The sequence below is a fragment of the Nonomuraea turkmeniaca genome, from assembly GCF_005889735.1.
GTDB classification, from domain to species: Bacteria; Actinomycetota; Actinomycetes; order Streptosporangiales; family Streptosporangiaceae; genus Nonomuraea; species Nonomuraea turkmeniaca.
Genome location: NZ_VCKY01000197.1, coordinates 1 through 20,060, shown reverse-complemented (window position 1 = coordinate 20,060; position 20,060 = coordinate 1). Strand labels below are relative to the sequence as shown.

Sequence of the window (20,060 nt, the reverse complement as noted above, 5' to 3'; positions counted from 1 at the left end):
CTTCACCCCGCCGCCGTAGCGAGCGAGCGTCCGGCCTGGGCCTCACCCAGAGCTGGACGCGCGGGTCCTGCCACACGACGCCGGAGCGCCATCCTCACGCCTTGCCGCCCCTTTCCCGCCGCACCAGGGGCCCGCCGTCGCTTTCTTTGTTACGGATTATCCCTTTCCGATTACACAAACGATCTTTACTTTTAGATGTGCCTTATGTGATGATCACTTCGACTTTCCGCTATTTATGCGAGAGGTAACGAGTGAACAAACGTAAATGGCCATCCGGCTTACCCGCCCGGATGCGCCGCCGCGCCGCCTTGACTGCGGCTCTGGCCCTGCCACTGTCACTGATGGGCGCGCCCGCGACTGCTCACAGTCCCGCGCCATCCCCCTCCCCGACCTCCACCTCGGCGGCTCCGTCAGGAGCCGCTGCGGATTCCGCTCTCAGAGCCGCTTGGGATAAGGCCACCAAGTCCGGCAAACCTGTCGAGGTGCCCTCGAAGTTCACCGAGACCATGAAAGTCTGGGCGAACCCGGACGGCAAGAACATGCGGGCCGAGCTGTACACCCGCCCCGTGCAACTCAAGAATCCGGTTAACGGCGTCTGGGAACCTATTGACACCCGCATCATCACCCAGAATGGAAAACTGCAGGCCGCCCGAGTCAAAACCTCGCTGACCTTCGGCGGGCGCGGCGCCAAACATCTGGTGACGGCGAACGGCAAGAAGGGCACGAGCGGTCTGAACGTGCCCCAGGCGCTGCCGGAGCCGAAGATCTCCGGTAGCACGATCACCTACCCCGACGCCGTGGCACCGGGCGCCGACCTGGTGGTGGTCGCGCAAGCCGACGGGTTCATCTTCCAAGTGGTCTTCCGGCACAAGCCGGCCGGCGCGGTAACCGTGCGGCTGCCGCTCACACTTCCTGATGGCGCCGAGTTCGGCAAGACTCCCGAAGGGTTGCCGCAGCTCAAGGACGCCAAGGGCAAGGCGGCAGCCGCCCCGGTCGTCCTGACCGCCATGGACGCCAAAGTCGAGGCCTCCCCTGACGAGGGCAGGAGCTCCCCGGTCACCGCGCGGGTCGAGACCTCCGGCGAGACCCCGGAGCTGGTGTTCACCCCGGACGAGAAGTTCCTGGCCGACCCGGCGGTCACCTATCCGGTGACGATCGCCGCTGCCTCCGAATGGTTCGGCGGTGGCGTACCCACCGACGCCTGGGTTAACAAGAACAATCCCAGCAGCAACAACGCCGCGGCCGGCTGGCTGCGTGCTGGCACTACGTCCACCAGCGCCGACATCGCCCGCGTGTATCTGAAGTTCAACACTGACGCCCCGGAGCTCGAAGGCGCCACTGTCCTCGACGCGGACCTGTGGATGTGGAACTACAAATCCGGCGGCCCCAACGGCCAGCTGTGCGGCGATCCGCTTGGAGCGGGCATCGCGGCCGCACGGGTCACCTCTTCATGGAATACCAGCAGCTTGAGCTGGTCCAACCAGCCCTCGGCCTCCAGCACCATGGAAGGAGGCAATAAGGCCGGCTACAACTACGAGGCGGACCCCGGCACCTGGTGCGCCAAGGAAGAAACGCTGCTGCACCAGGTCAACGCCATGGCCCGCGCGTGGATCGAACAGGACGAACCCAACCACGGGCTGGTGCTACGGGCCCTCCCCGAGACCGCGTCGATCAACTGGCGCCAGTACTACTCCAGCGAATACAGCGGTGACCCCTACCCGGGCTACCGCCACCCGCCCACCCTCATCGTGGAATACACCCCAGCGCCGGCGACAACGGAAGCCGTCTACTATTCTTACGAGGGAGAGGAGCTGACCCAACAGCCCACGTATGAGCAGGCCGTGGCAATGCGGGCGCAGACATATCCTGACGGCCCAGCCCCCTCTTCAGTGACGTATGAGCAGCTCCAGACTCTCGCTGAGACTCCTAGTTCCGTACCCACACGCGTGAGATCACACGATCTCCCCCAAGAGCATCCCAACCCCGAGCCTGATACGACGGCTCCTGAAGTGGGGATGACCACGCCGCCGGCCGACGCGACGGCGGTTGCCACGAACGTTCGGATAGCGGCGTACTTCACTGAGGCGATCAGCAATGCCGCGATCGAGGTGAAGAACGCCCAAGGCGACGTGGTGGCGGGAAATCCAGCTGTTGACGAGGACACTTTCGCGCTCACCTTCGCGCCGAACGCGCCTCTGACCGCCGGAACGACGTACAACGTCGCCATCACTGGAGCCACGGACGCGTCGGGCAATGTGATGGAGCCGTACTCGTGGTCGTTCACCACGGGCGGCGAGCCCGACTCCGGCCCTCCCACCGTGACCGAGACCGTCCCGGCGCCAAATGCCGCGAACGTGTCCACAGACACTATGGTGAAGGTGACCTTCAGCGAAGCGGTGACCGGTCCTCAGGTGACCGTCAAGGACGCAGCGGGCGCCACGGTGCAGGGCGTGCTGGAAGCTCCGAGCGGCGACAAGGAGTGGATCTTCAAGCCATTCTCCAAACTCGCTGATGAGACCGCTTATGAGGTCGAGGTCGCCGAGGCCAAGGATGCCGCAGGGAACGTGATGGCGTCTCACACCTGGTCGTTCACCACTGGCACGACCGCTCCGCCTCCAACCCCAGGGCTGGTAGCGGCGTACGGCATGAACGAGGGCTCGGGCAGCAGCGTGACCGACGCCTCCGGCCGGAACAACACCGGAACGACCGCCAGTGCGACATGGGGGAACGGCAAGTACGGCAAGGCCCTGTCGTTCAACGGCTCCTCCAGCATGGTCACGGTCGCGCATGCCGCGTCGCTGCGCCTGACGACCGGGATGACGCTGTCGGCCTGGGTCAATCCGACCACGGTGACCGGCACCCCGTGGAAGAGTGTGGTGACCAAGGAACTGAGTGCCGATGGGGCCTCCTACGCCCTGTACGCCGCCAACGGCAGTGCGCTGCCGTCCGGCTGGGTGCAGACCGCTCCTGAGACCCCGACGACGGCGGAGGGGCTCTCACCGTTGCCGGTGAACAGCTGGAGCCACCTGGCGCTCACATACGACGGCGCCGCCCTGCGGTTGTTCATCAACGGCCAGCAGGTCGACCAGACCGCGATGAGCGGCAGCCTCCACGACGACGGCAGCCCGCTGCGCATCGGCGGCAACACCGTCTGGCGCGAATACTTCAGCGGCCTGATCGACGAGGTACGCATCTACAACCGCGCCCAGACCGCCACCGAGATCCAGACCGACATGACCACCCCGATCGGCCAGACGGCGCCGCCGGACACCCAGGCGCCGACCGCACCTGGCTCGCTCGCCGCGACCGGCGGGACCGGCAGCGCGCAGCTCACCTGGACGGCCTCGACGGACAACGTGGGCGTGGACGGCTACCGGATCCACCGCTCCACGACGCCGGGATTCACCCCGTCGGCCGTGAACCAGGTCGGCTCGTCACCGACCACCACGTTCACCGACGCGGGCCTCGCGGCGGGGACGTACTACTACCGGGTCCGCGCCGCCGACGCGGCCGGTAACCTCGGCCCATCCTCGAACGAGGTCCCGGCCACCGTCACGGCCCCGCCGACGAACCCAGGCCTGGTGGCCGCATACGGCATGGAAGAAGGCACGGGCACGACCGTGGGCGACTCCTCCGGGCAGAACAACACCGGAGCCGCCACCGACACCACCTGGACGACGACCGGCAAGCACGGCAAGGCCCTCTCGTTCAACGGCACCACCAGCTGGGTTACCGTGCCCCACGCCGAATCGCTGCGGTTGAAGAACGCGCTGACGTACTCGGCGTGGGTCAAGCCGGCGACAGTGGACGGCTGGCGCACCGTGCTGATGAAGGAGAAGGCCAACGGCGCCGCCTACGGCCTTTATGCGTCCGTCGGTGATGTTCCCCTGGGCTGGCTGGAAAACGCCGCCGGTTCCAAGTCGGTGGTGGGCGACGATCCGCTGCCGCTGAACCAATGGAGTCACCTGGCCGTCACCTATAACGGCACGATCATCACCCTGTACCTGAACGGTACCCAGATCGACCAGACGCCGATGACCGGCGACCTCGCCGACGACAGCGGCGTGCTACGCCTCGGCGGCAACAACGTCTGGGAGGAGGAGTTCTTCAGCGGCGCGATCGACGAGGTACGCATCTACAACCGCGTCCAGACCGCCGCTGAGATCCAGACCGACATGAACACCCCCGTCGGTGCCGCGGCCAACACGGCGGCGCAGCAACGGCGCGGGAACGCCACCGCCGATCCGGCCTCCCAGGTCGAGAGGCTCGGAGTGGACGGCAGCCCGATGGTGGAAGGGGTCACCACCGCCACAACACTGACTCCCCGGCTGACCGTCTGGTTGCCTGCCGGGCACCACGGTGCGGAGACGGTGGAGATAGAGGTCGCTCGCCGGCCGGCCAAGTCCGTGAAGGCGGGCCAGGTGAGCGTGAATACGCGCTTCATATGGTCTGGCCGAGCCGCTGCTGAGCCAGGCGATTCCCGGGTGACCCTGCGTGTCCCCAAGGGCCGGCTCCAGGACGGCGACAAGGTCAGATGGCGAGCCCGGATGACCACCGGCGGGACAAATGGCGTCTGGTCCACCTGGCAGAACCTCGTCATCGACGACTCCGCACAAGGAATGGCGGCACGCAGAGCAGCGACTTCGGCGGCGGCGGTCGAACCGCCGGAGTTCTCCGTCGGCCATCTGACCGCGGAGGACTGCGAGAGCGACAGAGGGCCTGGCGGCGTTTACATATGGAAGGACGTCCCCTTCCCCTTCACCTGGTGTTACACCCACTGGTACGGGGTCGCGTACTACTCGAAGGTGTGGGATGCCGCCAGCGGGAAATACGTCAAAGTCCCTGTCGGCTGGGCCCAGTTCCGTGGATCGACGGTGATCAACACCCGCATAGGTCGTCAGAACAACGATGAGGCGTGGGACGACCCGAGCCGCAAGAGCCGCGACATCGACGTGTGGATGAAGATCAACCATCTGCGCAAGACCGGAAACACGCAGAACGCTACGATCCGCACCTATGTCAAACTCGCGGGCTCTCCCTCCAGCTCACAATGTCAGCCTCTCACTGCAATCGAGAGACAGTCATCACTGCAAGACTGGGAAGGTGACAAGTACGCACATTTCACCATTCGGTCAAACAAGGGCAGCATCGGTCCCGACTATCTGGGAACCTGCACCATCAGTCCGTTCATCGAGGCCGCGTCCCCGATAGCGGACGAGGACTTCGCCCAGTTCAACGATCCCATGCAGATCGCTTGCGACACGGAGCGAGACAACACCACCTATGTGGGTGGCTGCGTCTTCCAGAAAGCGAGCAGAATTCTGCAGTACGAAACCACCGCCAGACACGGGGCAGTGGCCATGCACATCAAGGATGCGTTCTACAACCCCGGAGCCCGAGGCCTCGCACCGGTGAACGCCAACAAGGTCGTGCCGGGCAACTTCATGGCGCCCCGTGGCAGCGCACAGGGCAAACCACTGCACAGGACCACGCAGGCGGACGTCCTGAACGAAACCCAATCCGTACGCCGCAGGGTCTGCGCCACACTGACCTTCTATGTGGCTCACGAGTGCGATGAGTACCCGTTCAGGTCCACATGGGAGGGCGCCGGCCGGGTCTACAAGACACGAGTTCTGACGGACAACTACTCGCTGAAATACGTGTTGCACAGCGCGAACGAATCCGCTGGAACCAGTCTGCGGTTCTTCTACAACCGCTACAGGATTCTCAACGGGACACCGTTCTGGGTCATGATAACGACCAACGACGAAGCCGTTACGGGACCCTGAGTGAAGATCGAGGCCCCGTCACGATGACAACGCACGACCACATCGTGTGACCTGATCGCGGCGGGAAGGGGTTCGCGTCCCCTTCCCGCCGCTTCCTCAATACCAGCAAGGATCTGCAAGTCGATGTTCGACATCACCTGGATCGACCTCATCTGCCTCACCGCCGTCAAAGGTCATGACATCGAGTCAGTCCGCCGGGCCATCGGCGTGGAGTCACCGTTCCGCCGCGCCGACCAGGTACGCCTCGACAGAAATCCCCCTCCAGAGCTCGTCACGATCTCCTCGTGGAGCGAAGGCATCCTCATTTGCCAACGTGGCTCCGGAACCCGATGCGCCAAACCTGAGACGCTGGCCGCTCTGGCAGCCGGCGGTCGCTCCGTCATGACGGCCTGCTGGCATGACCGGGGCATTAGCCCCATGTGGCCGGGATGGGAAAATCTCCTCGCACTCGCGGCAGACGGCCAACTGCTCTCCGCGCTCGATCCCTCGGACGTACCGGGCCGACGGTTCGGTCATGACACCGCGGCCCTCGACCCCTACCTCGCCGGCGCACGCTTCGATTACGAGACGGTTCCTGTGCGAAGGATGGCCGATCAGGAGATCGGCTACGGCGCCGAGGGTTCCGTCACCGTGGCTCACTGGCGATATGCCTGTATCACGGCTCTGGAAAGATTCATGCATGCCGATCTTGAGGAGAGTATGGTGAGTCCCGATAATCCAGACCACCAGTTCATCCTCAGCACATCCCTGCCGATTCCACCGATTCCCCTGTCGGAATTCATGCATATGCCTGGGTGAAGCTGGCGGGCATTCGTCGAGCGACCAGCTCGCAGACGGTGTGCCGCTCGATTCGCGACGTCAGGCCGCGGGGTCGACGACCACCTTGCCCGCCGCGTGGTTCTGCACGGCGGTCTGCGCCGCGGCGGTCTCGGCCAGCGGGAAGCGGATGATCGGCAGCCCGTTCTCCGCGCCCACTCCCATCGCGCCGTCCCGCACCGCCTCCGTGACGTCGTCGGCCGCGGCCGCCATCCGGTCGAGGTCGGTGAAGAGCACGAGGAACTGGAACCGGGTGTTGAGCTGGATGTTCCGCAGGATGTCCAGCTCCACCTTGGGGCTGTCGTCGGCGTAGACCGCGATCGTGCCGTAGCTCTTGAGCACCGCCAGATCGAGGTCGATGTTCTTCGCCACGGCGACCTCGACGATGACGTCCACGCCGTCTTTCGCCCCCGCGCGGATTTCGGCCGCCGGGTCGCCCTCGCGGTAGTTGACGATGTGGTGCGCGCCGGCCGCGGTGGCCAGCGCCGCCTTCTCCGGCCCGCTGACCGTGCTGATCACGGTGGCACCGGCCCAGCGGGCGAGCTGGATCGCGGCGTGCCCGACCGCGCCCGCGCCGCCGGCCACCAGCACGGTGCTGCCGTCCAGCGCCTTGGGGGCCAGGCGCCGAGTGCCGTCCTCGGCGACGGTGAGCGCCCGGTGCGCGGTGAGCGCGGGCACCCCGAGCGATGCGCCCACCTCGAACGACGCGTTCTCCGGCAGCGGTCGCACCCGGGACGCGGGCACGACGGTGAACTCCTGGGCGGTGCCGGTGTTGTGGCCCCACGCCGCCATCATCGCCCACACCCGGTCGCCGGGCGCGAGCGTCTCGACGCCAGGACCGACCGCGTCGATCACGCCGCCGCCGTCGTGGTGCGGGGTCACCTCGAGGTACGGCATCGGCCACGCGACGGTGGAGCGTGCCCTCCAGTCGGTCGGGTTGACGCCGGAGACGTGGATGCGGATGCGGACCTCGCCGGGCCCGGGTTCGGGCACGTCACCGCTCGACGAGTTCTAGGACGGAGGGATCACCGATCTGGCGGTACAGAGCACCTTGGGCTGCTCGCCGGCATGTCGATACCCATCTCGCGCATGGCCTCGACCGTCACGAGCTGATCTGGCCGGCGGGCGCGGAGCCGGCGGAGCGGACCTCGATACGCTCGCCGGCCCAAAGCCGCCGCCGATGAAGACGGCGGGATCCATCGAGCATCGACGGTAGACGATGAATGCGAAGGTGTACGCGTATCAGTGCCGACTCCGGCGAGCCTGATGGGGTGCCCTCCGCCCAGCAGTACGCAGGATCTGGTGCGTCGCTGCGGCGATCGGGATCGACTTGCTGTGCTGGCTGCGACTGCTCTGCCTGACCGACACCCTGGCCCACGCCGAGCCCAAAATGCTGCGCTACCGGCTGCTGCACACCGCCGTCCGGCTCGTGCGCGGCCAGCGCAAGCGGAAGATCAAGATACCGAAGACCTGGCCCTGGGCCGAAACCCTGGCCGCCTGCTTCACCTTCGCCCTGGGCCTGGCGCCGCCAGGCTGACCAACGCGAACCGCCCACCCAACCGCAACCCGGGAAAAAGCCACCTCGGCCCGTGGAACCGACGCCGCCCGACGCGACAGCCGGGCGGACAGGCTGCCCGCAGCTTGACAACAAGATCGAGACAACGGCGTAGATCGGCCCGACCCAGCCGGTTGAACACCCATCGACTACGCGTGACTGATCAAGGTTGATATCCGGCATCGGGCAGAAGAAGCGTGTCACATTCGAATCCTTGAAGCGTACCTGCGTGGCTCCACCATTCGATCCTGATGGCCTCGACCAGCCCAGTCCAAAGCCGTCCTGGGCGCAGTTTGCGCCACGGCCACCGGGATTCTTTGCGCGCCTCGTCGGAGGCGACGCCCGGTATGAGCAGAAGGAGGCCGAGCAGCGACACCTCTACGAGCAGGCACTTGCTGCGTACGACGCTCGTGAGGCGGAGCGTAGTCGTCGCCTGGATGAGCGCTACCGTGCCCACCAGCAACGCATCGCTAAGGAAAGGGCTGAGGTCGAGCGCCATAACGAAGAGATCGACGAGTTCGAGCGTGCCGTTCGTAACGGGGAGCCGGAGCCTGCCGCCCAGTACTTCACGATGACGCTCGACTCATCGGTCTATCCCGATGGCTTTCCGCATCAGACTCGCGCGATCTACCGGCCCTCAGACACCGCCGAGTGACCTCACCTCAGGTGTCCGTGCAACGGGGGGAACCTCACGGTCGAGCTCGCGCGCCAAGGTGACAAACCGCTCCTCCAACTCGCCAAAGACCTGGGCATCAGCCGGTCATGCCTGCAGAACTGGCTCAACCAGGCCGACGCCGATGAAAACGCCGGCACTGGGAACCGGCTGACCAGTGCGGAAAAGAAGGAACTCGCCGAGCTGCGCCGCCGCAATAAGCAGCTGGAGATGGAGAACGACATCCTCAAGCGGGCGGCGGCCTATTTCGCCCGCGAGAACGTCCTCCCAAAGTAATCTACTCGCTGGTCCGTGAACTCGCCGACGACCATATCCCGGTCGCGGTGGCCTGCCGAGTCCTCGAAGTGTCCACATCGGGATATTACGACTGGCTCGGCCGGCCCGAGCCACCGCGGGAATTGCGTAACAAAGAACTCACCAAAATGATCCACGAGATCCACGCCGAGTCGCGCGGTAGTTATGGATCGCCGCGCGTCCATGCCGAACTGCGGCTGGGGCTGGGCGAGACGGTCAACCGCAAGCGCGTCGAGCGGCTCATGCGCGCGGCCGGCCTGCAGGGCATCTATCGACGCAAGGGCCGCCGCAACCTGGTCAACCAGGCCACCGAGGAGGACCTGGTGCAGCGGCGGTTCGACGTCCAGGCGCCCGATCGGCTGTGGCTGACCGACATCACCGAACATCCCACCGGCGAAGGGAAGGTGTACTGCGCCGCCGTCATGGACGCCTACTCTCGACGCATCATCGGCTGGTCCATCGACGCCAGCCAAAATACCGAGTTGGTCACGAATGCGCAATCTTCGCGGTCACACCTGTGAGTTCCGTAGCCGCATTGACGTTAGTCGGCCCTATAAGGACATGGCGGCAATTGGCCGGAGCGTCGGAAGCGCGCGGACGCCGTGGATCTCAGCCTGCGATGCCGATGTGGTACGACGCGCTGGCAGCTCCAAATCATCGCGGTCAACGCTCGTACCAGCGAGGTGGACGGTACGAGAGCGCTCGACGTGCAAGGCCTGGGCCTTCCCTATGTCAATTCTCACTTTCGCGAAGCAGCCCGCTAGGGCGCGTATTGAGTCGCGATCATTGGGTGATCCGGGTGGGGATCAAGCTCTCTTACTAGGGCCGATCCCACAGACTGATCAGGACTCGATACGCGTCTCGTTTTGGCCCATATGCTGTGCTCCTGCGATCATCCGCACATGCTTATACTCGACGATGACCTCGGACATCTTTCCTACGACATAGCCGGTGACGGCTCGCCCGTCGTGCTCGTGCACGCTGGTGTTGCCGATCACCGTATGTGGGACGCGGTCGTGCCCGCTCTCGCAGAACGGCACACCGTGATCCGGTACGACCTGCGTGGCTTCGGCGAGTCCGCACCCCCGACCGGCCCGTTCCTCGAGACCGACGACCTGCGCCGCCTCCTGGACCACCTCGGCCACGAACGTGTCCGGCTCGTGGGCGCGTCCTGGGGTGGCCGCGTGGCCCTGGACTTCACGCTCACCTACCCGGACCGGGTGCACTCGCTGGCGATGCTCGCCGCGCCCTGGCCGCGATACCACTGGTCCGCGGACATGATCGCTTACGACGAGGCCGAGACGGCGGCTCTGGAGGCGGGCGACCTGGACGCCGCCGTACGTATCAACCTTGACATGTGGCTGCGCGGACCCGCTCGCAGTTGGGATGACGTGGCCGACGGACTGGCCGACAAACTCCGTGGCCCCCTGCGGACATCGCTGGTGAACCAGGCCATCGTGGGGCAACACTCCCAAGGTCCCGCAACCGGCGACCTCGCCGCCATCTCCGTCCCCACACTGGTGGGCGTCGGCAAGCTCGACGTCACCGACTTCCAGAACATCGCCCGCCGCTACGCCGCTGAGATCCCCGACGCCACCCTGGTCGAGGTCGCCACCGCCGCCCACCTCATCGCAGTGGACGCGCCTGCCGAACTCAGCGCGGTACTGGATCCGTTCCTCGCCCGTTAGGGCGTGTACCGAATCATGATCAATCTGTGGGACCGGCCCTTGTGAGAGGGATTGATCCGGTACGCCATCTTGGATGACGCGCGCGCAACTGACTGACGTGGAGTGGGAGTTCATCGGGCCGTATCTGCCGATCGCCAGATACGGCCCGTACCCCGAGCGGCTGCGGCAGCAGTTCGAGGGCGTGATATGGCGATTCCGGACCGGTGGGCAGTGGCGGGAGATGCCCAAGGAGTTCGGTGCCTGGCCGACCGTTCACAACCGCTTCCGGCAATGGCGTGACGCCGGCGTCTTCAAGGCCCTCTTGGAGCGCCTGATCGCGGAGGCCGCGAAGCGGGGTGAGGTGGACCTGTCCCTGGTCAGCGTCGACTCCACCACCGCGCGCGCTCACCACGACGCTGCCGGGATGCACTTGGGCGAAGGCGTCCTCACTGCTCTGGAGAAGGCTGCCGCAGAGAAGGAAGCCGGGTCAAAGGGGGCAGCCTCGAAGAAACGAAACGGGCAGGGCGTCGAAACCGGTCCCGAGCGGGAAGAGCAACGACGCATACGGCGCCGGTGCAAACTCCGACTGAAGGCCGCACTGCTCGGACGCTCCCGGGGCGGACAGGCCAGCAAGGTCCACCTCGCCGCCGACCGCAAATGCCGCCCGCTGGCGTTCGTGCTGTCCGCGGGCCAGGCCGCGGACAGCACGCAGTTCATCCCCGTGCTGGGGAAGATACGGGTCCGCGGTCCCGTCGGCCGCCCCCGCACCCGGCCGGACGCGGTCGCAGGGGACAAGGCGTACTCGTCCCGCGGCAACCGCGTCCACCTGCGCAGACGTCGAATCAAGGCGGTCATCCCGGAGAAGAAGGACCAGGCTATCAACCGGAAGAAGAAGGGAAGCAGGGGCGGCCGGCCCGTCAGTCGCGACACCGACCTTTACAAGGAGAGGAATACCGTCGAGCGACTGATCAACAAGCTGAAGGCCTGACCCCGGAACAGGCCCGCGAGGAGTGGAGGGACACCTACCCGCCCGAGGTGATCGAGTGGTTCCTGCAGCTGGGCGACTCCCTGAACAACGCCGAGGTGCCGATCTCGCCGGATGTGCAGAAGGTGACCGGCCGCCCCGGGCGCACCTTCGCCCAGTGGGCCGTCGACTTCCGGTGAGACCGCCGTGACCGTCCTGGTGACCGGCGCGCGCGGGAACATCGGCCGCCATGTCGTGAAGGAACTGCTGGCCCACCACATCCCGGGGGTGCGCGCCCTGACCCGCCACCCCCGCCGGACGGGCGAGGAACTCCGTGCGGAACCGGCCCGCCCCATCGAGGCGGCACGGGCGTCCAGCAGCCCTACCCGACCGGCCTCCCCAGATCCGCGCGGCAGGCGCGTGACACCATCCAGATCGCGTCGCCACCCGACCTGGTGGAGGTGGTCGAAGGCGATCTGACCCGTCCGAAGACCGTGGCGCCCGCCCTGGACGGGGTCAAGCTGGTGTTTCTGTTCCCAGTGCCCGAGACCGTGGCGGAGATCGTCGATCTGGCGGCAGCGGCGGGCGTACGCCGCATCGTCGCGCTCTCCTGCGGCTCGGCGGGCCACGGCGACGGGCATCACCTCGCCGTCGAGCGGGCAGTGGCCGCCTCCCGGCTGGAGTGGACGTGCCTGCGGCCGTACGGACTGATGTCGAATGCGCTGCTGTGGGCTCCCGATGTGCGCGCCGCCTCGGTGGTCCGCGCTCCCCACGGCCGCTTCTGCTACCCGCATGTCCACCCCGCCGATGTCGCCGCTGTGGCGGTGTCGGGGCGCCACCTACACCATCTCAGGCCCCGAGGCGCTCACCCAGGTCGAGCAGGCACGACTGATCGGGGAGGCGATCGGCCGGCCCCTCAGATTCCAGGAGCTGAACGACCGCGAGACCCACGAGCTATGGGGATCATGGGGATGGTCGGCCGAGGATATCGATCTTGAGCTCTACGTCCGGTCGGAGTTCGTGCAGGTGCCTGCTCCGCTCGGGGCTACCGTCGGCCACCTGCTGGGACAGCCGGCACGCACGTTCGCGCAGTGGGCTGCAGAGCACGCCGCCGCCTTCCGCTGACACCGCTCACCTGCTCCCCGGCCTGGAGCAGGGCACTCAACGTTCTCGACGGCGCGGGCCGCCGGGTGAAGGCGCGCCGGTCGGCCAGGAACACCGGCCCGGTAGCCAGCTCGGGCTCCAAGCTCGTCTTGCCTGAGGCCGGCCAGCGCCTCCACCAGAGCGTGGAGCGATTCACGGCTGTGCCAGGCACTTGGCGCCGGCGATGCCCACGGAGAGCTCCTTGCCGGATTTGCCCTGCACACTGATGGAGTTGGTGTCGCCGGAGTAGGCCACCTCGGCTGCTGAGTCGCAGATCTTCTGCGCTGTGCTTGACTCGCCGTCGCCGAGGCTGGTCTCGATCGACACCAGCGTGCACTGGCCCTGCATGGTAACCGCTTCGATTTCGGGCTGCCGCGCACGCTGCTTGACCTTGTCGGCGGTCTTGCCGCAGGAGTCGTGGGCGGGTGCCGGTCGCGCTCTGGCCGTCCCCGGGTGGTGGGCTCGGTGCGCGTGGGCCGGCTCCCGGCTGGCCGCAGCCGGAGGAGACGACGAGCGCGATGGCCAGCAGGGCGATCCTGGAGATCATCGCCATCAGGCGGTCACCGAGAGGGTCCAGCCCTGCTTGCAACTGGAGCTGAAGGTTCCGTCGTCGCAGCCTTCGACGATGAACCGGTAGCCGCTGGTGGTCATCACGCGGACCCGCATCCGGCCGCTGGTGCCTCCGCCGACGTCTCGCTGGGTTCCGGCTCTGTCCGCGGCGCTGGTCCAGCGGACGAGGAAGCGGTCGTAGGAGCGGGGGGCGGTCGTACGCCAGTCGACGTAGGCGTATCCGCCGATCGACCAGGCCGACACCACCATCTTGGGCCCTTGCCGGGGTGACCAGACCATCTGCCCGCGAAGGAAGTTCTGCCGGCGTCCGGCCCAGACGCCGTCCAGGTAAACGTCCACCTCGGAGGTGCGCGGGCAGCCCAGCGCGCTGTTCTCGCCACCGAGTTCGCTCCACCGCCCGCCGATCAGGCCGTAGGGCTGAATACGGCAGGCGCTCGTCACGGCCGCCCCGGTGGTCGCCGTTGCGGTGCCGGCATGGGCGGGGAGTCCGGCGCACAACGTTGCGGCCAGCACGAGCGGGGTGCTGACCGATAGCAGGCGGCATAGGGTCACTGCTGCGGATGTACGGCTGGTGCCAGCACTTGCCATGATGCGATCATCTCGATTCTGGTGGTGTGGTGAGTCTTCTTCGGGGCGCGCCAAGTGTGCGGCACCCCGTGATCGACACGACCGCAGCAGCGCACTGTCGTCCGGGCACCCGCGATCATGGTGCGGCTCCGGCGGTGACCAGCCAAATCCCGGCGGGGAATCGGTAGCCGGCGCCGGGCTCGCGGAACCGTTCAAAGAGCCGGGCGGCCGCCGCGCGGGCTGCGGCCCGGCTCGGTGGCGCGCTGGCGCGGTAGGCTGCGCCGGCCGGGCCCATCTCGATGAGCCACTCGGCCACCACCTCGCCTTCGTCGGGGGCGTTCAGGGTGACGTCGTGTGGCTGGACCATGATGGCGTCGAAGCCGGCGGTGGTCAGGATGCGCTTCACCCTGCCCGGGTCGGCGAACGCGAACGGGCCCGGTTCATCGCCCATTGGCAGCGGCGGCAGCGGCCCGACATGGGATGCGGCGCCGAGCGTGGCCGCGGCCAGCCACGGGTTGGCGGCCCCGTCACGGAACACGGTCGCGGCCAGGCGGCCTCCCCGGCGTAGCGAACGCCGGATCGTCGTGCACCCCGCAACCGGGTCGGCCAGCAGCATCAGCGCCATGCGGGAGAACACCGCGTCGAACGGCGCGCCCGTCACGGCCTCTACTGTCTCGATGTCTGCTGTGACGAACCGCAGGCCGGGGTGACGGTCGCGGGGGAACCGCTGCCTGGCGGCGGTCACCATCGGCTCGGCCAGGTCCACCCCGACCGTTTCACCGTCCGGCCCGGCCGCCGCCGCCAACTCGGCCGTGGTGCCGCCACAGCCGCAGCCCACGTCGAGGATCCGCTCGCCGGGCTTGGGCCGCAGCCAGTCCATCGCCGCCGCGCCCAAGGGCTGGCCGGCCTCGTCCTGTCGGTCGGCATGACGGATCCAACCGGGCGCGGCCTGTGTCCAGAACGCGTGGTTGCGGGCTCGCAGGGTGTCAGTGTCGGGCATCAGAACGGCATCTCGGTGCCGTCGACGGTCACAGAACGGAACGCGGCGGCCTTGCCGGGATCGAAGCCCTCGTCCTGGGCGGCCAGGCCGGCCGCGCGGATCAGCCGCTCCGACTGGAACCGGCGGAACGCCTCCTCGCTCTCCCAGATATTGATGATCCGCCAACCGCCTTCGGCCGGGCCGGCGACGTGGGCGAGCAGACCGGGGGGACGATCCGGGCCCAGGTGCTTCTCCACCTGCCGGTACTCCTCCTCGCTGACGTCGGGCATCTCCTGGAGCACTCCGAACGGCACCGCACCCACTCCTTTTTGATAGAGCGAAACTCTATCTAATAGAGCACTACACTCAAGGTATGGCTGTCAAGAGGCGATATCAGTCAGCGCGCAGGCAGGATCAGGCCCGCCAGACCCGCCAGGCGATTCTGGAGGCCGCGGGCAAGCTGTTCGTCGACCCCGGCTACGCCGCCACGCCGCTGACGGCCGTCGCCGCCGAAGCCGGGGTCGCGATCCAAACCGTTTATGCGGTGTTCGGCAGCAAGCGCCAGCTACTGTCCGAGCTGATCGACGTCACCATCGCGGGCGACGACGACCCACGCAGCCTGCCCGACCGGCCCTTCGTCGCCGAGATCCGCGCCCTGGCCGACCCCCGCGCCAAGCTCGCCCGCTACGCCCGCCACCTCACCGAGACCCACACCCGCCAAGCAGAGGTGATGCTCGCACTGGCCGGCGCGGCGACCGCCGACCCCGACGCCGCCGCCATCTGGCACAAGAACCTTCAAGACCGCCGACGCGGCATGGAAATGCTCGCCGCCGACCTCGCCGCCACCGGCCGCCTACGGTCCGACCACGACATCGACAGCGCCGCCGACGTCCTCTGGCTGGCCATGGACGTCCACAACTACGACTGGCTCGTACGGCAACGCGGTTGGCCGCCAGAGCGATACCAGCGCTGGTATGTCGACACCGTGGCCGCCGCGATCCTCGACAGCTCAACCTGAAGGCTCTCAAGCCACTCAAGCGGCTGACACAGCAGCGAGGTGGAAGTTGCGTGGCTGTCCCGCTCCCGACATCGCTCGCGGATTTCCGCACGAAAGATACGCACCAGCTCGGCGGAGTCGCCGACAGCGGATCGCGTCCGTGGGCGTCGTGCACCGGAACCAGCACTTCCACACCGAGCACGGACGCCCTGGCCACCGCGCGGACGGGATCCATCACCAGGCGCGGGCCGAACAGCGGACGCCACCCTTTGACCGGCAACAGCGGGACGTTCACCGCCTCATTCAGCGGAGTTACGGGCACGCCGATCTGGAGCGGGTGGCGCAGATCCCGCCCGCCCGCCTGAACACATCCTCTGTAGGGGAATGCCATCTCAGCGGGTAGCGAGACCAGGCAGGGATGGCCGAATGTCGAGTTGTCGATGACGGCGTCCATACGTCCCAGGGATCGGCCTCGTCAAGGTAGATGTGCTTCCAGGTTCCGGTGGATCGACTCGGCCTCGGACCCAGCCCAATCCTGATCGCGGGCGGCCCCACGCCGCACCGACAGCTCGGCGTCCACGTCCAGCCAGATCCTGAAATCCCAGTATTTGTCGATCTCGGGCCGGAACGCGAACACCCCGTCCAAAATCAGCACCGAGTCCGCGGCCAACGGCGCCTTGGCGGCCGAATGATCCAACTGGGTCAGCGGGTCGATACTGCACACCACCCGTCGGCGGGCCACCGCCCGCTCAGGCCGGTAGTGCCGAGGCAGCGCACTGACATGGTTGACATGCCTGAAGACCCTGAATGCTAGTAAGGCAAGTACGCGCCGACCTTACTTGTCTGACATGATTGACTACTGAGAGTCACTCAAGATTTCCTCCGACTCCCGCAGCGTCCCCGCCCAGTGCCCGCCCCGCTAGACCTGCGGTCGGCGAGCATATCGACACCACCTTGACCGAGATCCGCGACCAACTCGCCGCGCACCTCGCCCGGCGACACCAGGTCCTGGACGCTCTACTCGACGACACCCTCATCGACATCCGTACCCGCTCCGGTGCCTTCCACCGTAGACAAGACCGATGAGCGCGTCGGTGGGATCTACGCCCTCGAACGTGTCCTGGCCGATTCTCCCGTGACCACTACACGATAGGGGTGTCGCGACCGCAGGCGGGTGCTGAGCCTTCGTTTCCGCCTGCTCCACCCCGGCGCTGCCTTGGGTGTCGAGGACGAATCGAGCTTCCGAGAAGACGTCTTGGGGCAGCGTTGTGATTAGAGGATGCCCAACGTGATAGGTGGGCCGTCATGGAATCCGACGCTGACTCGCAGCGGGCCCGCGTCGCCGTTCACAAGACGCACACCCTCAGGCAACTCCCCACACCACCGCTCGATGTCCTCCTCCCGCCCCGCTATGTCCAGATGGAGGATGCCGGTGGGGCGACGGGTGTGCGGTGCGGTCAGCGCACCCGGTTTTTCCTCGTGCGGCACCGGCCAGTGGATGAGCGTAGGCAGCCATGGCCGGACCAAGTTCGGCCCGAAACCCGCCAACGTATAGCCGGGATATCCGGCCCCTTCCGCCGGCACCTCGGAGACCGCCAGGTCATTCCGGTTGGCCAGCCGATGCAGCGTGGCTGCGTTTTCGAAACCGACCAGCCAAGCAACCGGGACCAACGGCTCTGAAGCTCTGCCGAGGGCCTTTTGCTGAACGGCCGCGACCGGCGGCAGGGCCGGGTTGGGGTCTTCGCCGTTCGGGTAAGTGATCTCAAGAAACGACCGCCCCAGCGGCACAACCAGATTCGACAACCCGAAGCCCGGTATCACCCGTCCCCGCGCGATTCCAAGCCCGTGTTCACTCAACACCCGTTCTGCCTGTTCCCGGGTCCGCGCGGTACGACATGGTCGATTTCCATACCGCCTCCTATATCACGATGATTGCCATTGTCGCCTTGGTGGCAGGAGCTCGAGGCGGTGCAGGCCTGGGTCGCCGTGGTCGGTGGCTCGGCCACCGGGGTGCCCCCACCATGCTGCCGCGCCCGGATGGTCCCATGCACGGGAGGTGGCCCGGTGACCGGTTTGCCTCATTCGATCGTGATCAGTCCCCGCTGGTAGGCGCGGACGAGACGGCGGGGCACGAGCAGCTGTCGTCCGTTCACGGTGATCGGCACTAGGTCGGGGGCGGCGGCCTTCCACTGGCTACGGCGGTGGCGGGTGTTGCTGCGCGAAGTCCTGCGTTTGGGTACGGCCACGGCTACCAGCTCGCCTTCGTGATGCCGGGCAGCTCGCCGCGGTGCGCCATCTCACGGAAGCGAACGCGCGACAGCCCGAACTTGGTCAGGTGCCCGCGCGGCCGGCCGTCGACGGAGTCGCGGTTGCGGACGCGGGTGGCGCTGGCGTCACGGGGCTGGCGGGCCAGCTCGCGTGCGGCGTCGGCGCGTTCCTGCGACGTGCCGGTGCGGATGAGCTCCTTCAGCTCGGCCCGCCGCGCCGCGTAGCGCTGCACCACGACCTTGCGCCGCTCATTGGCCGCGATCTTGCTTTTCTTGGCCATCAGATCTTCTCTCCTCGGGCCCGGATCCGGGCGACGGCCTGCTCGATGCCGATCTTGTCGATGGTCTTGATCGCGCGGGCGCTGACCGTGAGCTGCACGAAGCGGTCCTCGCTGGGCAGCCAGTAGCGGCGGCGCTGGATGTTGGGGTTCCACCGCCGGCGGGTGCGCCGGTGGGAGTGGGAGACGTTGTTGCCGAAGACCGGCTTGACGCCGGTGAGCTGGCAGTGCGCGGACATCAGGTCCTTCCGTAACGCTGGTTGAACCGCTCGACGCGGCCCGCGGTGTCCAGAACGCGGCTGCGGCCGGTGTAGAACGGGTGACTTGCCGAGGACACGTCGACGTCCACCACCGGGTAGGTGTTGCCGTCGGTCCACACGATCGTCTTGTCGCTCGTCATAGTGGAGCGGGTGAGGAAGGCGAAGTCCGCACCGGGGTCGCGGAAGACGACCGGGCGGTAGTCGGGGTGGATGCCCTTCTTCATCGCTCCTCCCGGAACAGCACGTGCCGGCGGATGGTCGGGTCGTACTTGCGAAGCGTGAGCCGGTCGGGGTCGTTCCTGCGGTTCTTTCTGGTCACGTAGGTGTAGCCGGTGCCGGCCGTCGATCGCAGCTTGATCACGGGTCGCACCTCGTTTCTCGCCAAGGCGGTTCCTTTCTTCTGGCGTACCTGTGCCATGCTAACGATAACGGTTTTCATCGCCTTACACGCCCGCACACCTGGAGGCTGAGTGCCCACCCCCGTCGTTCTCGTCGCGGGCCTGCACGGCATGGCTCGCGCGGCCACCGTCGAGCGGCTGCTGACCGAGCACCCTGGATCGGTCGCCATTCACCACGACCTGAGCGAGGTCGCCCAGGGGCGCGTTCGCCGCAGCGTCCACGACGTGACAGGTGTCCTCGACAACGCCGACGTGCGGCTCGCGCACGGCTGCGTTACCTGCACCGTGCGCGAAGACCTCATTCCTCAGCTCGTCATGCTGGCGCCCAACGCGGAGCTGCTGATCGTGGACCTGTGGGACTCCGTCGAGCCGCGATCGGTGGCCGAGGTCATCGACTGTGACGAAGCGCACGACCTACTGCGGCTCACCGCCGTACTCACCGCCCTGGACGCCGAGGCCATGCCCGACGACATCACCCGCGGCGAACGTCTCAGCGAGGTCGGCAAACCCGCGGCCGCCGGCGACCAGCGCTACCTGGCCGAGGTCCTGGCCCGGCAGCTCGAATACCCCACCGGCCTGGTCCTGCACGGCGGCGACGAAGAGGACCGGGAACTGTCCCGCGCGGTCCTCGCCCACCTGGTCCCCGTCACCCCGATCCACAGCATCGACTCCCTGCCCCCGGTTACCGGCGCCGCAGTGTGCACCGGGGAACTGGCCGAACGCGTGGACCCGGCCACGGCTCAGCTTCCCTGCGAGGCCGAGACCGACGAGATCGTCACCGCCGTCTGGCGCACCCGCCGTCCCCTGCACCCCGCCCGGCTCTTCGACGCCGTCGACGCGCTG

General features: G+C 67.1%; 22 protein-coding genes and 4 pseudogenes. 14 read left to right on the top strand and 12 right to left on the bottom strand.

The genetic code is table 11. The features are described 5' to 3' along the window. The first annotated feature begins 290 nt into the window (after positions 1 to 290). On the top strand, positions 291 to 5,789 hold the full coding sequence (locus tag ETD86_RS40190) for a LamG-like jellyroll fold domain-containing protein (RefSeq protein WP_138671874.1): 5,499 nt from the start codon (positions 291 to 293) through the stop codon (positions 5,787 to 5,789). Between the two features lie 123 nt (positions 5,790 to 5,912). Then, entirely contained in the window at positions 5,913 to 6,587 is a 675-nt protein-coding gene (locus ETD86_RS40185) for a hypothetical protein (RefSeq protein ID WP_138671873.1), read from the top strand. Between the two features lie 60 nt (positions 6,588 to 6,647). Here ETD86_RS40185 and ETD86_RS40180 read toward each other — a convergent pair whose 3' ends face one another. Continuing rightward, a complete protein-coding gene (locus ETD86_RS40180) occupies positions 6,648 to 7,598 on the bottom strand; it encodes an NADPH:quinone reductase (RefSeq protein ID WP_211370623.1) in 951 nt (316 codons plus the stop codon). A 304-nt stretch (positions 7,599 to 7,902) separates the two neighbouring features. Between ETD86_RS40180 and ETD86_RS40175 the strand changes: the two genes are divergently transcribed. The 9 genes and pseudogenes from ETD86_RS40175 (at position 7,903) to ETD86_RS58650 (ending at position 12,883) form a co-directional block, all read left to right on the top strand. Continuing rightward, positions 7,903 to 8,142: a transposase gene (locus ETD86_RS40175; protein WP_138671872.1), complete on the top strand. Its 240-nt coding sequence runs from the start codon at positions 7,903 to 7,905 to the stop codon at positions 8,140 to 8,142. 232 nt (positions 8,143 to 8,374) lie between these two features. Next, entirely contained in the window at positions 8,375 to 8,815 is a 441-nt protein-coding gene (locus ETD86_RS40170; RefSeq protein ID WP_138671871.1) for a hypothetical protein, read from the top strand. Between the two features lie 272 nt (positions 8,816 to 9,087). Continuing rightward, positions 9,088 to 9,648 (top strand): annotated as a pseudogene (locus tag ETD86_RS40160) (IS3 family transposase); the annotation flags it as partial. A 381-nt stretch (positions 9,649 to 10,029) separates the two neighbouring features. After that, a complete protein-coding gene (locus tag ETD86_RS40155; RefSeq protein ID WP_138671869.1) occupies positions 10,030 to 10,815 on the top strand; it encodes an alpha/beta fold hydrolase in 786 nt (261 codons plus the stop codon). A 73-nt stretch (positions 10,816 to 10,888) separates the two neighbouring features. Continuing rightward, positions 10,889 to 11,779, top strand: a pseudogene (locus ETD86_RS40150) (IS5 family transposase); the annotation flags it as partial. 50 nt (positions 11,780 to 11,829) lie between these two features. Further along, complete coding sequence (locus ETD86_RS59390) at positions 11,830 to 11,958, top strand: hypothetical protein (protein WP_281287033.1); 129 nt, start codon at positions 11,830 to 11,832, stop codon at positions 11,956 to 11,958. Between the two features lie 7 nt (positions 11,959 to 11,965). Further along, the gene (locus ETD86_RS60355; protein WP_138671868.1) at positions 11,966 to 12,238 is read left to right on the top strand and encodes an NAD-dependent epimerase/dehydratase family protein; all 273 of its coding nucleotides are present in this window, start codon (positions 11,966 to 11,968) and stop codon (positions 12,236 to 12,238) included. Beyond that, positions 12,214 to 12,525: pseudogene (locus tag ETD86_RS60350) on the top strand (SDR family oxidoreductase); the annotation flags it as partial. The gene ETD86_RS60355 and the pseudogene ETD86_RS60350, both read left to right, overlap by 25 nt. Before the next feature lie 25 nt (positions 12,526 to 12,550). Next, on the top strand, positions 12,551 to 12,883 hold the full coding sequence (locus ETD86_RS58650; RefSeq protein WP_246148989.1) for a Rossmann-fold NAD(P)-binding domain-containing protein: 333 nt from the start codon (positions 12,551 to 12,553) through the stop codon (positions 12,881 to 12,883). A gap of 171 nt (positions 12,884 to 13,054) precedes the next feature. Here the strand turns inward: ETD86_RS58650 and ETD86_RS40135 are convergent, their stop codons facing one another. The 4 genes from ETD86_RS40135 to ETD86_RS40120 all read right to left on the bottom strand — a co-directional run bounded on the left by ETD86_RS40135 (position 13,055) and on the right by ETD86_RS40120 (position 15,331). Next, positions 13,055 to 13,249, bottom strand: a complete 195-nt coding sequence (locus ETD86_RS40135; RefSeq protein ID WP_138671867.1) for a hypothetical protein — start codon at positions 13,247 to 13,249, stop codon at positions 13,055 to 13,057. Between the two features lie 204 nt (positions 13,250 to 13,453). Next, a complete protein-coding gene (locus tag ETD86_RS40130) occupies positions 13,454 to 13,984 on the bottom strand; it encodes an LGFP repeat-containing protein (protein WP_170223506.1) in 531 nt (176 codons plus the stop codon). Positions 13,985 to 14,174: 190 nt separating this feature from the next. Next, a complete protein-coding gene (locus ETD86_RS40125; RefSeq protein ID WP_138671865.1) occupies positions 14,175 to 15,038 on the bottom strand; it encodes a class I SAM-dependent methyltransferase in 864 nt (287 codons plus the stop codon). After that, positions 15,038 to 15,331: a hypothetical protein gene (locus ETD86_RS40120; protein ID WP_138671864.1), complete on the bottom strand. Its 294-nt coding sequence runs from the start codon at positions 15,329 to 15,331 to the stop codon at positions 15,038 to 15,040. The genes ETD86_RS40125 and ETD86_RS40120 overlap by 1 nt, the downstream gene beginning before the upstream one ends. Before the next feature lie 59 nt (positions 15,332 to 15,390). Between ETD86_RS40120 and ETD86_RS40115 the strand changes: the two genes are divergently transcribed. Continuing rightward, complete coding sequence (locus tag ETD86_RS40115; protein WP_138671863.1) at positions 15,391 to 16,035, top strand: TetR/AcrR family transcriptional regulator; 645 nt, start codon at positions 15,391 to 15,393, stop codon at positions 16,033 to 16,035. A gap of 454 nt (positions 16,036 to 16,489) precedes the next feature. On the opposite strand, the gene ETD86_RS40110 is transcribed toward ETD86_RS40115, so the two are convergent. Beyond that, positions 16,490 to 16,756, bottom strand: a complete 267-nt coding sequence (locus tag ETD86_RS40110; RefSeq protein ID WP_211370622.1) for a nucleoside/nucleotide kinase family protein — start codon at positions 16,754 to 16,756, stop codon at positions 16,490 to 16,492. Between the two features lie 212 nt (positions 16,757 to 16,968). Here ETD86_RS40110 and ETD86_RS59385 point away from each other — a divergent pair, with 212 nt between their 5' ends. Then, positions 16,969 to 17,100 (top strand): hypothetical protein, encoded by a 132-nt coding sequence (locus tag ETD86_RS59385; RefSeq protein WP_281287032.1) that lies wholly within the window; start codon positions 16,969 to 16,971, stop codon positions 17,098 to 17,100. Positions 17,101 to 17,286: 186 nt separating this feature from the next. On the opposite strand, the pseudogene ETD86_RS40105 reads toward ETD86_RS59385, so the two are convergent. The 6 genes and pseudogenes from ETD86_RS40105 to rpmG form a co-directional block, all read right to left on the bottom strand. Beyond that, positions 17,287 to 17,877: pseudogene (locus ETD86_RS40105) on the bottom strand (VOC family protein); the annotation flags it as partial. Between the two features lie 215 nt (positions 17,878 to 18,092). Beyond that, a complete protein-coding gene (rpmF, locus tag ETD86_RS40100; RefSeq protein WP_138671861.1) occupies positions 18,093 to 18,260 on the bottom strand; it encodes a 50S ribosomal protein L32 in 168 nt (55 codons plus the stop codon). Positions 18,261 to 18,262: 2 nt separating this feature from the next. Next, entirely contained in the window at positions 18,263 to 18,562 is a 300-nt protein-coding gene (gene rpsN, locus ETD86_RS40095) for a 30S ribosomal protein S14 (protein ID WP_138671860.1), read from the bottom strand. After that, positions 18,562 to 18,798 carry a 50S ribosomal protein L28 gene (gene rpmB, locus ETD86_RS40090; protein ID WP_138671859.1) on the bottom strand — a complete coding sequence of 79 codons (237 nt, stop codon included), beginning with the start codon at positions 18,796 to 18,798 and terminating at the stop codon, positions 18,562 to 18,564. Before rpmB ends, rpsN begins: the two co-directional genes overlap by 1 nt. Beyond that, entirely contained in the window at positions 18,798 to 19,043 is a 246-nt protein-coding gene (locus ETD86_RS40085; RefSeq protein WP_138671858.1) for a type B 50S ribosomal protein L31, read from the bottom strand. The genes rpmB and ETD86_RS40085 overlap by 1 nt, the downstream gene beginning before the upstream one ends. Beyond that, complete coding sequence (gene rpmG / locus ETD86_RS40080) at positions 19,040 to 19,204, bottom strand: 50S ribosomal protein L33 (RefSeq protein WP_138671857.1); 165 nt, start codon at positions 19,202 to 19,204, stop codon at positions 19,040 to 19,042. The genes ETD86_RS40085 and rpmG overlap by 4 nt, the downstream gene beginning before the upstream one ends. A gap of 85 nt (positions 19,205 to 19,289) precedes the next feature. Here rpmG and ETD86_RS40075 point away from each other — a divergent pair. Next, a partial coding sequence (locus ETD86_RS40075) for a GTP-binding protein (protein ID WP_246148987.1) occupies positions 19,290 to 20,060 on the top strand: 771 nt, incomplete at its 3' end.